This window comes from Mucilaginibacter sp. P4_A11 (genome assembly GCF_056402535.1).
This window is the reverse complement of the sequence record NZ_JBFUHE010000005.1, coordinates 1-13,337: the sequence shown is the minus strand read 5'-3', so window position 1 is coordinate 13,337 and position 13,337 is coordinate 1. Positions and strand designations below refer to the sequence as shown.

Here is a 13,337-nt window from a genome sequence, read left to right as displayed (position 1 = left end):
ATGTATTGCTTGTGTTATTATTTGCCTTAAAATCTACTATATTGAAAAATATAAACCTAATAAATATTATTAATGATAAGGAAATGATTTTATGAGTCATTTTAACTAACAGCTAAGTATAAAATAAATAGCCTAATCATTAATGCTTTCTGTTTAACATTGTAATTATATACAAAAAACATTCCTGAAATGAAAAATAGCCACAATCAAAGGCTTGATGGGCTTTTATACGCCGAATTGATAAAATAGTTGTGAAAAAAACTTAGAAATTAACGGAAAGTTAATAGTTCGCCGAGGAATTTATTCCCACGGCAGGTTGCTGTTATTCCCCAAAACGGGATTGTTGAAACCCGGCTATAGGTATTATACTCCTACTTTTCTATTACTGATAAAAAATTGCCGGCAGGGTCCTTAAACCAGGCTATTTTAGGGCCGCCACTCAGAAATACTCCTTTTTCGTTTGTCTTAAAATTTTCCTGATCATAAATTTCAAATTTAACCCCGCGGGCGCTGAGTTCATCAACCGTTTTTTCAACATCATCCACAGGAAAATTCAGGATGGTAAAGGTGGCCGGAGCATGGTTGGGTTTAGTATATATCAAAATAGGGGTGCTGCCTGTAATATTGAGATTAAGCAGGCCTTGCATTTCGGGCACTTCACTTACATCTAAACCAAGTATATCGGCATAAAACGCCTTCGCTTTAGCTGTATCATCTACCGAAAATCCGCTGAACGCTTTGCTGTCTTTTAACATAACCGTTGGTTTATAGTAATGGTATTACCTTACTTTTTAATAATTTGTTTTGAGAAAAATGAACTTAGTCAGTCAAAACTTCGGCCCGACAACCCAATTCATTTAAAAAACCGATCAGGGATTTTGCGCATAAGGTGCCGTTGTCGCATTGCACGCGTAGAATCCTGTCGCAATCATCCAGATCAAAATTGGCTTTATGGTTTCCGAATGCATTATGAATGGCATCTAAAAGCCTGTTGGCTTGCCTGCGTTTATTTACATTGGTTTTGAATACTTCTACCACCATAAGTTTAATTGATATGTTACTTTTAATGGAGATGAGAAAACAATAGTTTAACAGGGATAACATATTCTTGCCATCCCTGTTAATGTTTAAATTATTATGGACGGTTAGGATTGAAAGAAATCATCCAGCTGATACCAAATTTGTCTTTGATCCATCCAAAGTAGTCGCCCCAGAATTCTTCACGCATTGGGCCACCACTTAATTTTCCTTCAGATAACCCCGCATGGATCTTATCGGCCTCTTCTTTCGATTCGCAACTGATAGTTAGCGAAAAGTTAGTCCCCATAGTCACCAAGCCCATTCCTCCTTCTTCAGCGCCCAAAGCGTCGGTGCCCATAAGTATATTGCCCGGGCCAAGTGGCAGCGCAATGTGCATAAGTTTGTCAAGGTCTTTCTCAGCAAGCTTTGATGCTTCAGGGCCATCTTTAAAACGCATAACTACGGCAAACTCGCCTCCAAAAACCGACTTGTAAAAGTTGAATGCTTCTTCGGTATTACCGTTAAAGTTTAAATAAGGATTTACGACTAACATGTTGCTTGATTGTTTTTGATTTATAATTGATTATGTTTTATGAAGTAAAGTTAGTTTTTGTAACGCAACGCGGGAGGGTGTTATTAAGACATGTTAAGGGGTTAATTGCGACATCGTAAATTTGCCGCGAATACTTAAAAGATCGCAGAGGTATTAAATACTATTTACCGGTGCCTTGTTTGATATAAACTTATAAAGATATGGTGCTTTATGTGCGCCTCCCGTCCACTTTTTGGCTATTCGCTCTAAAATTCCCAGCCCCAGCATTTTTCTTTGAAAGGCTGCCCTGAGCAGCTTTTTATTCAGGACGGTTTCATAAAGGGATTGCAGATCGCCCATAGTAAACTCATCTGTTAGCAGATTGAAGCCAATAAGTTTTTGATCGAGGTTGTTTTGCAGCGTTTGAAGGGCTTTGTCAATGATCTGCCGATGGTCTTGCATTAAATCGGGCAACTCATCAAGACCGTACCAATCGCAGCTATCGGAAATCTCATCAGGAGCCGGTACTGCTTTGGTAAAATCGACCAGCGCATAATAGCCGATAGAAACAAAGCGTTTCAACAGCCAATGGTTATTTGGAGGAGTGTAGCCCCTGGCCAACATAATTGTTTTAAGAGGAGCAGGGTCATAACGGCTGTAGTCGCCAAAAACATAAAACTGTTCCAGGTAAATATCGGTCAAAGCAGTGCGGCTTCCCAATACCCGGCGGGCTGCCTGGTTCACATCTTCATTATCATGAATAAAGCCGCCGGGCAACGCGTATAATGATGAGTTTTTGTACGCCAGCAATAATACCTTTAACTGATTGTCATGAAAGCCGAAAATAACGGTATCAATGGCCAAACCGGGTAAAAAACCTTCGCCGCTTATATTATTTTCCTGTTGCTCAAACTCCTTATTCATGGATCCTCGAAAAAAAATGATTGCACAAGTAACAAAAAAATTTGATATGTGAGATTAAATAATTTATTATTGTATCATTATGTTACAATAAGGTCTACTATCCTTATTTCTTTTATTCCAAACGCTACAAACCAAATAACCAATAATGAAGAAACCAATTTTAGTAATGCTGCTGCTTGCGCAAATTGCCTCTGTAAGAGTGATGGCGCAGCTATCTGCAAACAAAACCGCTGTTGAGAATGGTGCACTTGAAGGCACACGCGAAGCATCAAACGTATTAAGCTTTAAAGGCATCCCATTTGCTCAGCCACCTGTTGGCGATTTGCGCTGGAAGGAGCCACAGCCGGCCAAAAACTGGGATGGCACTTTAAAGGCCAATCATTTTGGCCACAACCCGATGCAAAAGCCCGTTTTTGGCGATATGGGTTTCCGCTCATCGGGCATGAGCGAAGACTGTTTGTACCTTAATATATGGACACCGGCAAAATCATCCAAAGAAAAACTCCCCGTACTGGTTTATTTTTATGGTGGTGGCTTAATGGCGGGTGATGGATCTGAATCGAGATATGACGGCGAAAGTATGGCCAAAAAAGGTATTGTGGCATTAACGGTTAATTACAGACTTGGTGTGTTCGGCTTCTTTTCTCACCCTGAATTAACCAAAGAATCACCTAATCATTCATCAGGTAACTACGGATACCTTGATCAGCACCTCGCTTTACTTTGGGTGCAAAAAAATATAGCGGCATTCGGGGGTGATCCTAACCGGGTTACCATCGCCGGTGAATCGGCTGGATCTATTTCTGTGTCCGTACAAATGGCCTCGCCTTTATCAAAAGACCTGATAGCAGGTGCTATCGGTGAAAGCGGTGCAGGTATTAAACCAACGCTTTTCCCTATACCACTGGCTGATGCTGAGCAAAACGGCGTTAAGTTCGCCGCTAACGAGAAAGCCAATACCTTAGCGGATTTGAGGGCTATACCTGCCGAGCAATTATTAAACGATGCCTTTAAACCTGGTACGCCACCAATGTCGGCCACTATTGATAATTACTTGTTGCCAAAATCGCTGCCCGAAATATTTATGGCGGGCGAGCAGGCCAAAGTGCCTTTGCTGGTAGGATGGAACTCGGCCGAAGTACCTTTTCAGTTCATGATGAGGGGTGATGCACCAACACTGGAAAATTACACCAAAACACTCAAACAGTTATATGGCGACAGCGCAGAGGAAGCACTGAAACTATACCCGGCTGCCAATGACGATGAAGTAATCAAAGTAGCAACCGACCTGTCAAGCGATCGTTTTATAGTATATAGCACCTGGAAATGGGCCGACTTGCAAGTACAAACAGGAGGAAAGCCGGTTTATCGTTACCTATTCTCGCGGGTACGGCCGGCAATGGTTGCCTCCATGGGGAACGCCACTCCTGGACTTGCCGGAGGTGTGGTTAAAGGCGATGCTGCAAAACCAGCTCCTAAAATGCCGCCAGCTGTGGGCGCTGCACACGCTTCAGAAATTGAATATGCCATGGGCAACCTTGCAGGCAACAAAACCTACGCCTGGACACCCGATGATTTCAAAGTATCAGAAACGATGGAAAACTACTTTGCTAATTTTATAAAAAAGGCTAATCCAAATGGTGCAGGCCTGCCTAAATGGTCGGCCATTACGGATAACAATAGTGTTAAGTTTATGAATATTGACGTTAAAAGCGAGGAGAAGCCGGAGGTTAACCGTGCACGATACCTGTTTTTAGATAAAGATTACATGAAATAAGATTTTTTTCAGATAGATGGGCTGGCTCCTGTGATTTTTCGCAGGGGCCTTTTTTGTGCATCAATATTGTTATCTTTAATTAATGAAATTGATCCCGGGGAAAAGCGTATTATCTAAATGGCTAATAACAGCTATCGTGCTGCTTAGCTTTTTTACCTTTTCGGGGCTTACTATCCAAACACCAAACAATGTCGATAAGCCGCGTACAACATTAGTTGCCGGTTATGTCAACAGGATCTCCAAATCAATTTCATACAGTGCTACTTTAAAGGGACTCAACCGAAATACCCTTTCAGCTTTAATTTCCGGCACTTGCAGTTTGCTGGCTTTAAGTTGCTCACACAGCCGTCACGCTCAGGTTATGGCTAAGCAAACAGCAAGACTGTTCATGCCAAACAAACAGATCAAATATCTTTTTTTCATCAGGGATTTCGGTACAGATTCAACCGATGACAGTTCCCTATCTGTAGTATAATCCTTCCTTTTTGATTATAAAAAGGTAATTACCCCATTTTAATTATTCGGATATCAGTCCCTGTAAGGGCTGTGCCTGTCGTTTTATTTAATGAAACAAAATGAAAAAAATTAAAAAGCTCATGAGGCTTTTCGGGCTTGTATTGTTTATGATATTGGCTGTTGCCGGGATAGGTATATTAGGTGTGGCGCCCACTTTAACTAAAGACAGGAAACTGTTTGCCGATAAGCACCCCAAAACAGAAATCACAGAAAAAGCCGAAACCGACCAGGAAAAACCGGACGAATAGCAGATAACTTACTTAAGCATGAAGTTCATAGCGGCATGGATAACCTGCTAATAGTTATCTTTGCCCTATGAACTATTTTGAATTTTATGGCATCCCTGAATCTTTTAAGGTTGATCAGGCTTTGCTGAAGAAAAAGTTTTACGAACTGAGCAAGCTTTACCACCCCGATTTTTACGCCAACGAGGACGAAGCGAAACAACAGGAAATATTGGAGCTATCTACTATAAATAACAAGGCTTACCATGCACTTGGCGATCCCGACAAACGTTTGGAATACATTTTAAAGCTGCATGATCTGGTATCTGAAGGGGCAAAACCACAATTACCTGCAGATTTTTTAATGGAGATGATGGACATTAACGAACGCCTGATGGACGTTGATGACGCAACGGAATTAGCCTCTATAACTTCAGAAACACTTGCTATTGAAGGGGATATGAATGAAGAGCTGACAAGCCTCACTAACGACTATGAAGAACTGGACGATACAGCCAAAGAAAGCCGCCGGATAGAAATTGCAAATATTTACTACAAACAAAAATATTTGTTGCGAATTAAGGAGAGTTTATCTACATTTGCAGCCCGCTTGTAAGGGAATACACTTACAAAATGCCCAGATGGCGGAATTGGTAGACGCGCTGGTCTCAAACACCTGTGGGAAACCGTGCCGGTTCGACTCCGGCTCTGGGTACAAAGCCGTGATTAGGACGAATTTTAGTTCTGACACGGCTTTGTTTTTTTGGTGAGGTACTGTTAATCAGATAGATAAGTTCTACTGCTGTATTCAGCTTTCCGGTTCGATGTATTAAACCATCAAAACTCCATTTTTCGAGAAAGATCGAACCAATAATATCCCGCTGATGCCCGATATCTGCGTTTAAATACAACAGGTCAAGCTTTTTGAGATTTTCGACCGCTTTGTAAACTAAATTATCAATATCTACAGTTACCGCGGTATTGGCTATAAAATCATTTAGCCGTGCTTCCAATATCATGATTTTTTCTTCGGCCTCTGCTTTGATTGCTTTATAATCACTGCCGCTAATATCATCGGATAGCAGCAATTCCCTTGCTTTGGTTATACGGTTATTATTTTCCGTAATCTGGGTTATGTAGTTTTTTCTTTCAGTACGGAAATAATCGCTCCCACCATTATATAAATCAAGTATAACCTCCTTGTATAATTCAGCCATACCTGGTTTAGGAATAAACTCACGAAGCTTTCTCACAAAAGCCATATTAACATGCTCGGCTTTATAACGACAACCACAAGATGGTTGACAATGATAGTAATGGTAATAATCGTTTCTACCTTTAGATGCACTACCAGTTAGTAAACGGCTGCAGCGAGAGCATTTAAGAAATCCTCTTAAAGGTAACTTGTCAGGTACAACTACCAAGATGCCATGGGAACTGTGGATACCAATATCTCTTACCCTCCCATCCATCATCTCTTGTGCCTTATAAAACAAGACTTCTGATATAAGTGGTTCATGCAATCCCTGTACAATCTGCTTTTCTTCATTTTTATAGGCAGGTACTAAAACCTTGCCGCAATAGCCAACGTTTCTTAAAGCCGTCCTGAAGCTTGTTGCACTACATTTTAAACCTCGGTGTTTAGCCATTTTCCAAATCTCCTGTGTGGTAAACACGCCCTCTGCTATTTGTTCAAACGACCATCGCATGTGTGTTGCTTCCGGCTCGTCTATGGCAACATACTTCGCACCGTTCTCCCTGGTCTTATTGATATAGCCGGGAGGCGCAACACCTAACCACCTGCCTTCCTTTCGAGCCTGGCGCATACCTGTTTTTACATTCAATGCCCTACGGTCGTTTTCTATTTCCGGTGTGGTGAGGTAAACGGCAAGCATCATCTTATTTTCTGGAATATTCATATCCAGCGGCTGCTCGATGGCCTGCGGTTCTACGCCGACTTTTCGCAGTGTGCTGATCATTTGGTAGGCATCGCTTGCATTACGGCTAAACCTATCCCATTTGGTAAAAAGTACCAAATCGGATTTGCCTTTATACTTCTTTAATTCAGCCAGTAGCTTTATCCATTCTGGCCGTTCAAATGTTTTCGCGGAATGATCTTCAAAAATGATTTTCCTTACCTTAATAGCATTGATCTCACAATACTTTAAAAGCACATCTTCCTGAAGCCGTTGTGAGTAGCCTTTATCTGCCTGTTCGTCCGTGCTTACCCTAATATATAAATCAGCTATTCTCATAGTTTTATTTGAATATTCAAAAAGCCATTAATGTGTTTTTGATTTTTGTTTAAACTTGATTTCCAGATCATTAAGTTCTGTTTCTATTGCCAATTTACCAAATTTATACATGCAATCCAAAATTATTTTGGCTTCTTCAAGCGTAACTTTTGTGCCATGTTCGGCCAAAATTTCGACAGCTTTAGCGGGCGTAACATTACGTTTATTGGAATAAATGATTTGCATATCCTACTTTTTTATTAGGTCCAATATGATTATCAATTTATGACCCTATGGGCAAGTAGCCTAAAATTTTTTTTGGAAATGCCAAAAAAGGGAGCAATCATGCCCTATCATTTTGGAAATATGTTATGTCATAATGATTGACATGCGGAATTGTCTTTATGTAGAAAATTCAATAAAAACGGCCTTAATGAGCTCTAAAATCGCTTTTTCTGAAAACATAGCAATCTGGCATATAAATGGGTTTACTCTTTTATGCATAAAGCGAACAATATAAATCAGAATATTAATACACAATTGAAAGTTGGTGTTTTGATGAAGGGGCATGGCAACTCGAATTCTACGATCTCGACGATAAAAGACAACAACTACTAATATGGAATAGTTTAAGTAGCCTTTAAGGTATTTGTTGCTGATTGTCGCAATTGCCAGAAAACGGCTATCGAATTTTGTAGACGATGTAATAGCAATCCTTATTACTGCTTAGCAGCTGTTATTCATGATTTTCCAAGGTCTAAAACTTAATTCATAAACATTAATTAGTTTACATGCATCCATCAATCAAAAAGAAAGAAGTTTTAAGTAACTTTTCAGACAGGGCGATTGCCCTATGTTATATTACCCTAATCTTTACTTTCAGCATTCCAAAATTTACCAGCTTCAATTATGATCCAAATATTAACTTAACCAAACTGGCACCTCATTTGGGGACATTTGCTGTGAGCTTCGTTACCATATCCGCTTTTTGGGTTGCACAGAGCCGGATAATGTTTTTAATGAAAGAGATAAATGTGCAGATTACTTGGCAATACAGGGCTTATTTTGTTTGCTTAGTATTGGTTTCCATTACCGCTGTTTCATTATCAAGTGATCCATTTGCAAAATTAACTCTCGTGGCTTTTAACTCTTTTCTGCTGCTTACAGCAACGTTTCATATAAGTCTTCTATACACTGCTCTAAATTTGCAGACTCAAGAACACGCTCATTTAATCAGTATTTTAAAACCATCCTTAAAGAGAATAGCATTGTTTGGTCCGGCTTGTTATTTATTGGCTATTGCAGCCATTTTCGTTAATATTTATACAAGTTTCTCACTTATAATTGTTGCTATGTTCTTTTATATCTTTTTTTTGAGGGCGGTAAAATTAAATTTCAATCCATGAAAACAAAAGGCGACTCTGAACTTATTAGCTTTTGCCGGATCGCAAAAAAACATTGCCTGCAATGAAAAAAACACGACCCAACTAAACTTGCGGAATCTCCGGCGTAACCTTTTCAACTTTCAGCATATTGAGAGAACCAAAGGCGACATTGCCATGCTAAGGATCTGTTGGTTATCAAGTGCTTGTAAGTTCGCCCATCTGAACTGTTTTTAAAAAGTATTATCACCTATACAATGCTATTAAAATTAGATTACCACTAAGCGATTTCTTCGATTTTATGGCTCATTACGGGCGAAGTTTTCGCCATCACAATTTACTAAAGATGTGCTGGCAAAATAGCGACTTTGAAAGTTATAGCGCATTTTGCAACGCACAAGGACAGTTTGATCAGTTTCTTGGGTGTTGTTTTTTTTTTAGTTAAATTGCTATGTGATTTAACAGACTTTTTTGCGAGAATAGCGTTAATAGACTTCTTCTAACAGTCTTAAAGCTAATACGTTGCTAACATCAAGCCAGTCTTGCAAGATCTTATCGGCGCAAACCCAGCAGTTCCTTAGCGGTTCCCGAATGAAAATAAAATAATGAGTTTTTCCTGGTGCGAAAATATGGTGGGAAGTCCAATACCCGGGTTGATTACCAGCCGCGATCACCATCACATCGTTTGTTGATTGTAATGGCGGCGGCAGTAACGTTCGGGCTTGGAGAAAAGCAAATTGTATCTCGGAAATCATGGTTAAAGATAAAAATAGGCGACAAAATTTAATAGTATTCTCTTCTAAAGATCGTTAAACACTCGAGGAGGAGATTTTTATTTCAGGTATAATTTTATTCGACAATCTCGCGCAAACGGCTATGGTATGACTGATCGTCTATCAACATATACCTAATCGAAAACTTCGGCTCTCACTTTGTGTTTTCAAGATAATGTTGACGGCTACATTCAGGTTTGGGAAGATACTCAGGCCATCGCTAATAATTCTATGTAGGTAATCAAAAGTTACGAATACGTCTTTAATGTCGCTCGGCAAGCTGATGACGATATCCGTGTTTTCGATGGAAATAAAACTGTTGTACGGAGGGGGAAGTTCTTCGGATAAATAGCCCTGTATCAATTCGAGGAATGTAGAACCAGTCATTTTTTGTAGAGATGTTTAAAAGTATACTAAATTAAACAATTGTTTGCGCACGCTTAAGACGAAGTAACTATCACAACTGAGATTGAACCGCGTATTAATATAGCTAAATCTCGTATAACTAACTTCGCAGAAGTGTCGTATAATGGTTAACCCTGTTATCATGATTATCAGTTCCTTTATGGATACGTACTCAAAATTAATTATCTCACTTAAAAAGTATCTTCAAAAAGCTTTTGCACCTCATTTCCAAACCACATCCTCAAACAAAAATTGAACAGATCAAAAAAAAGATATCGATAACAATGATTCATTTCAACTCATCGATAAGAAGTGATGGGGTTGAAATAAATCCAAGTTTAGTGCCTATGTTGAAACATGTTCATACTCGCCCACATAATTATTGTATGCAATTCTCTTTAATACGACAGAAAGTCTCTGGGGTACTCGCAAACATATCTGCCGTCCGCCGCTCAAAAGGATACAGCGAAGAATATATGGCGGATATCATGAATATCCCGCGACGTACTTACACTGGCATAGAAAATGGTAGCATTGCATTAACGCTACAAAACACCGTGGAAATCGCTCTGATTTTCCAAATTGATATTAAGTCACTCTTTTTACTTGATCTTCCCAAATTGCCTATATTGCACTTAGTTAGGTAGTTTTTCTAACCGCTGACAGAAATGAAAATCATCGAGTTTAACTTTAAAATGCCTTTAAACCCATTAGTTCTTGAATTGCAGATATACTGCAAAAAGCTGATTCTGTCAACTGACGATACCTGTATTGTCAATCTTTATGATGTTAGAAAAAGAATGCAGGCAAAGGCGGAACTGATAAGCGTAAATTATCCATATTCTGAATGCGAATACATACGGTACGAAATCCGCACATCGATGACGGTTGAAATGTTTCACCTTATTCATAACGACGAGATTTTTATTTCATTAACGTCCCGAAAAAGAGAATTTGAATTTGCTTTCAAAGACATTGACAATTCGAGGTATAATTAGCTTCATCCGAACGATTGAATCCCTTTTTCTGTCTCTTTGCCGATTGGCTTATGCGCTTCGTAATTAATAATATCCATGGCGTGCATCTCAAATATATGTGCTATATGAAGCAATCGCTCGACCGTAAGCTGAGTATGCCCCAATTCTATTTTACTATACGCGTTTTGTGAGATCTGCATTCTTGCAGCCAGGTAATCCTGTGGGTAGGCTTTATGTTCTCTGATGCTTCTGATATTCGATGTAATCGATTTTGTCTTTTGAGTTATAGTGTTGTCCATCTGTTCACATTACCCTAACAACAACCCCTACAAAGGGATCAGCGGGTATGTGATTACTGTTGCAATTCTTATACCGGAGCAATCTGCGCTTTAAGGGCACCGGTTAGGAGTATTTGACGTGCATTTCTTATTCAAAAGCGGAAAAATTTCCTCACCCTAAATTAGCCTATTCTGATTTCGATTAAATGTGTAACTTGTGGAAAATCCCATAACATGTTTTTAAACGGAACCCTCAACGATGAGAGTTTTCAGTTTGATGTCGAACTATTTGCCGATCCACAACATAACCTTACCTTTCTGATCCAAATCACTGAAACTACTCACTTATTGGCGCATAGGAGCATCATTACTAAACAATTGGAGCAAATTTCCGGCAGCTTTATCAAGCCTGTATTACTTGAATCGATTTTTCTGGCCATTGAACTATCCGATCAAGACATATTAAACAATAACGTGAAACCGCTTCGGGAACTTAATAAATCTTATCTGAAGTAATCTTATCTGCTGATGGGGAAAATTGATATTCTAATACGGCGATCAAAACTTAGAAATCGAGCGACATAGGGAAGATACTTTAGAGGAAACGCTGCCAGAATGCAATTAACCAAGGCGGTGCCTTGCGCCCTACCTTGGTACCTAAACCTTATCACAATGCAGGCAGGTGCCTGCTTGAATGGGCAAACATACCCATTTTAAATTCAATCCTGAGGTCTCAGTACGCTTAACTGGCGACATGCGCCAGATCATTCGTAGACTTAAAAACAGAAATGCCGGAACAATCCGGCATTTCTATTTTTAATTAACTTATAACTCGGGAAGCAACCCCGTTGATGTGTAAGTTAGTTATTTTTAGACATTTGCTCATAAAAAAGGCAATTTTCTTATAATGCTTTCGTTATTTTTGTAGACGTTGAAATAACCCCAAATTTGCTTTTAGTACCCCCGTTTAATAAATTTTTGGCCTGCGAAAGCGGGCCTTAATTGTAATTGATTTGTTACTTTTAAATTTAATTATTCTGCTTTAAATTTATTTCTGTTATTTTAATAGGGGTATTAAATAACAAAAATCCAGGCCACACGTCGTAAAGTGCGTGTGGCTGTTTTATTTATCCTCACCTTCAAAATGTCCCATCCGCTTAGTTTTCGCAGATATGAGCGCATCGTTGTCGTTAAGATTTTGAGTGATTTATTTAACCGATAAGTTTGAAGGTGAGCTAAAAACAGCTCTAATTATTACAATCAGAAGCTGTTTTTTTGAACAATTGTATAAAGGAGTAATAGGTATTGGACATCTTTATCCGCATTGAGGGCAAGCATTTCTACACTTCTACGGTTCAATTCTCCTGTTTGTTTCAACCATACGCTATGCAACTTGCTTTACAAAAGTCTTTTGGAAACCATACCAGCGGATTGCATTGATGATATGTTCTGGGTCATTAAGTGTCTTACCTACGACTTGAAACGCTAATTCTTTGCTTAAAACCGTTGCGAAGACAATTTGCTCGCCTTTTTGAATTTCTATATCATTTTTTTTGGGGTCGATAATATTAATTCGGCAATCAAGTTCGGGAATGATGATGATGTCAATGCCGCATGTTGACAGAAGGTGATAACTATAATCCATACCTGCTACTGGCAAAGATCAATCCACATAGCAATAAATGCGCTGAGTAACTTGAAGCTTTCTCGTCTTTTTTTATTTTCATGGTTTAGATTTTTAAAATTTACCATTCCGTTTTTGTACGCTTTAATGACAACCTGAACCATGTTTTTTTGAGATCGTTTGTGCAGCATGTTTTTACGGTGGTTGTTCATCGTATTCTTTTCTATTTCAAGGATGGCGGCAATCTGATTACTAATCCTGATCGCACTATTTAACTGCCCGCAATTTGTCTAACGCTCAAGGAACTCTTAGACCAGTAGCCTAATATTTAGGTGAAGTATATTTTGAACAAAGGGAAAGCACCATCTTACCTGCGTTTTTATTTTAGGCAAGTTGCCTAAAACGTAAAATCGTAGCCATCACTGGATAAAACACACCAAAATGACCCTATCCGGCCAGATCAAAAAGGTCCCCTTTGCCAGTTGAAAGTGACCACGTTCGCCAAAGCAAAGTGACCCCTCTTCGCCAGACGAAAGTGACCCCTCAAAAGAGATTAAAGTAATGTATTGATAGGTTTCTGTGGACAAGGTTTTTGTTTAGCTTTTTAGATAAACAAAACCAGCGAATACATGTCCAATAAACCGATCAAGATGAATAGATTACGACAGATC

The 13,337-nt window shown here is 39.2% G+C and carries 15 protein-coding genes and 1 tRNA gene; 8 read left to right on the top strand and 8 right to left on the bottom strand.

The features are described from left to right. Positions 1–371 precede the first annotated feature (371 nt). The 4 genes from AC1DUD_RS11330 to AC1DUD_RS11315 form a co-directional block, all read right to left on the bottom strand. Positions 372–755, bottom strand: a complete 384-nt coding sequence (locus AC1DUD_RS11330) for a VOC family protein (protein ID WP_477374665.1) — start codon at positions 753–755, stop codon at positions 372–374. 64 nt (positions 756–819) lie between these two features. Continuing rightward, positions 820–1,041: a hypothetical protein gene (locus AC1DUD_RS11325; protein ID WP_477374663.1), complete on the bottom strand. Its 222-nt coding sequence runs from the start codon at positions 1,039–1,041 to the stop codon at positions 820–822. A 94-nt stretch (positions 1,042–1,135) separates the two neighbouring features. Next, entirely contained in the window at positions 1,136–1,573 is a 438-nt protein-coding gene (locus AC1DUD_RS11320) for a VOC family protein (RefSeq protein ID WP_477374661.1), read from the bottom strand. Positions 1,574–1,726: 153 nt separating this feature from the next. Continuing rightward, the gene (locus AC1DUD_RS11315; RefSeq protein ID WP_477374659.1) at positions 1,727–2,476 is read right to left on the bottom strand and encodes an NUDIX hydrolase; all 750 of its coding nucleotides are present in this window, start codon (positions 2,474–2,476) and stop codon (positions 1,727–1,729) included. A 145-nt stretch (positions 2,477–2,621) separates the two neighbouring features. Here AC1DUD_RS11315 and AC1DUD_RS11310 point away from each other — a divergent pair, with 145 nt between their 5' ends. From AC1DUD_RS11310 to AC1DUD_RS11290, 5 genes are all read left to right on the top strand, one after another. Further along, the gene (locus AC1DUD_RS11310) at positions 2,622–4,253 is read left to right on the top strand and encodes a carboxylesterase/lipase family protein (protein ID WP_477374657.1); all 1,632 of its coding nucleotides are present in this window, start codon (positions 2,622–2,624) and stop codon (positions 4,251–4,253) included. Between the two features lie 82 nt (positions 4,254–4,335). After that, the gene (locus tag AC1DUD_RS11305) at positions 4,336–4,728 is read left to right on the top strand and encodes a hypothetical protein (RefSeq protein WP_477374655.1); all 393 of its coding nucleotides are present in this window, start codon (positions 4,336–4,338) and stop codon (positions 4,726–4,728) included. A gap of 100 nt (positions 4,729–4,828) precedes the next feature. Continuing rightward, on the top strand, positions 4,829–5,017 hold the full coding sequence (locus tag AC1DUD_RS11300) for a hypothetical protein (protein ID WP_477374653.1): 189 nt from the start codon (positions 4,829–4,831) through the stop codon (positions 5,015–5,017). A 67-nt stretch (positions 5,018–5,084) separates the two neighbouring features. Then, entirely contained in the window at positions 5,085–5,609 is a 525-nt protein-coding gene (gene hscB / locus AC1DUD_RS11295) for a Fe-S protein assembly co-chaperone HscB (RefSeq protein ID WP_477374651.1), read from the top strand. Between the two features lie 19 nt (positions 5,610–5,628). Next, positions 5,629–5,708 (top strand) — tRNA-Leu (locus tag AC1DUD_RS11290). Here the strand turns inward: AC1DUD_RS11290 and AC1DUD_RS11285 are convergent. Both AC1DUD_RS11285 and AC1DUD_RS11280 read right to left on the bottom strand, forming a co-directional pair. Further along, a complete protein-coding gene (locus tag AC1DUD_RS11285) occupies positions 5,662–7,248 on the bottom strand; it encodes a recombinase family protein (protein ID WP_477375109.1) in 1,587 nt (528 codons plus the stop codon). The genes AC1DUD_RS11290 and AC1DUD_RS11285 overlap by 47 nt on opposite strands. A 27-nt stretch (positions 7,249–7,275) precedes the next feature. Next, positions 7,276–7,473 carry a hypothetical protein gene (locus tag AC1DUD_RS11280; protein ID WP_477374649.1) on the bottom strand — a complete coding sequence of 66 codons (198 nt, stop codon included), beginning with the start codon at positions 7,471–7,473 and terminating at the stop codon, positions 7,276–7,278. A 545-nt stretch (positions 7,474–8,018) separates the two neighbouring features. On the opposite strand from AC1DUD_RS11280, the gene AC1DUD_RS11275 reads away from it, so the two are divergent. Then, the gene (locus AC1DUD_RS11275; protein ID WP_477374647.1) at positions 8,019–8,633 is read left to right on the top strand and encodes a TMEM175 family protein; all 615 of its coding nucleotides are present in this window, start codon (positions 8,019–8,021) and stop codon (positions 8,631–8,633) included. Positions 8,634–10,071: 1,438 nt separating this feature from the next. Beyond that, a complete protein-coding gene (locus tag AC1DUD_RS11270) occupies positions 10,072–10,434 on the top strand; it encodes a helix-turn-helix transcriptional regulator (RefSeq protein ID WP_477374645.1) in 363 nt (120 codons plus the stop codon). 353 nt (positions 10,435–10,787) lie between these two features. Here the strand turns inward: AC1DUD_RS11270 and AC1DUD_RS11265 are convergent, their stop codons facing one another. Next, positions 10,788–11,063, bottom strand: coding sequence for a helix-turn-helix domain-containing protein (locus AC1DUD_RS11265; RefSeq protein WP_477374643.1), 276 nt, complete (start codon positions 11,061–11,063; stop codon positions 10,788–10,790). 213 nt (positions 11,064–11,276) lie between these two features. Between AC1DUD_RS11265 and AC1DUD_RS11260 the strand changes: the two genes are divergently transcribed. Beyond that, positions 11,277–11,558, top strand: coding sequence for a hypothetical protein (locus tag AC1DUD_RS11260; protein ID WP_477374641.1), 282 nt, complete (start codon positions 11,277–11,279; stop codon positions 11,556–11,558). 868 nt (positions 11,559–12,426) lie between these two features. On the opposite strand, the gene AC1DUD_RS11255 is transcribed toward AC1DUD_RS11260, so the two are convergent. Next, positions 12,427–12,702: a hypothetical protein gene (locus AC1DUD_RS11255; RefSeq protein WP_477374639.1), complete on the bottom strand. Its 276-nt coding sequence runs from the start codon at positions 12,700–12,702 to the stop codon at positions 12,427–12,429. Between the last annotated feature and the right edge of the window lie 635 nt (positions 12,703–13,337).

Bases quoted from the DNA above. Each gene is read 5' to 3' on its own strand.
- AC1DUD_RS11330 (WP_477374665.1), bottom strand. From the start codon at position 755: ATGTTAAAAGACAGCAAAGCGTTCAGCGGATTTTCGGTAGATGATACA.
- AC1DUD_RS11325 (WP_477374663.1), bottom strand. From the start codon at position 1,041: ATGGTGGTAGAAGTATTCAAAACCAATGTAAATAAACGCAGGCAAGCC.
- AC1DUD_RS11320 (WP_477374661.1), bottom strand. From the start codon at position 1,573: ATGTTAGTCGTAAATCCTTATTTAAACTTTAACGGTAATACCGAAGAA.
- AC1DUD_RS11315 (WP_477374659.1), bottom strand. From the start codon at position 2,476: ATGAATAAGGAGTTTGAGCAACAGGAAAATAATATAAGCGGCGAAGGT.
- AC1DUD_RS11310 (WP_477374657.1), top strand. From the start codon at position 2,622: ATGAAGAAACCAATTTTAGTAATGCTGCTGCTTGCGCAAATTGCCTCT.
- AC1DUD_RS11305 (WP_477374655.1), top strand. From the start codon at position 4,336: ATGAAATTGATCCCGGGGAAAAGCGTATTATCTAAATGGCTAATAACA.
- AC1DUD_RS11300 (WP_477374653.1), top strand. From the start codon at position 4,829: ATGAAAAAAATTAAAAAGCTCATGAGGCTTTTCGGGCTTGTATTGTTT.
- hscB (WP_477374651.1), top strand. From the start codon at position 5,085: ATGAACTATTTTGAATTTTATGGCATCCCTGAATCTTTTAAGGTTGAT.
- AC1DUD_RS11285 (WP_477375109.1), bottom strand. From the start codon at position 7,248: ATGAGAATAGCTGATTTATATATTAGGGTAAGCACGGACGAACAGGCA.
- AC1DUD_RS11280 (WP_477374649.1), bottom strand. From the start codon at position 7,473: ATGCAAATCATTTATTCCAATAAACGTAATGTTACGCCCGCTAAAGCT.
- AC1DUD_RS11275 (WP_477374647.1), top strand. From the start codon at position 8,019: ATGCATCCATCAATCAAAAAGAAAGAAGTTTTAAGTAACTTTTCAGAC.
- AC1DUD_RS11270 (WP_477374645.1), top strand. From the start codon at position 10,072: ATGATTCATTTCAACTCATCGATAAGAAGTGATGGGGTTGAAATAAAT.
- AC1DUD_RS11265 (WP_477374643.1), bottom strand. From the start codon at position 11,063: ATGGACAACACTATAACTCAAAAGACAAAATCGATTACATCGAATATC.
- AC1DUD_RS11260 (WP_477374641.1), top strand. From the start codon at position 11,277: ATGTTTTTAAACGGAACCCTCAACGATGAGAGTTTTCAGTTTGATGTC.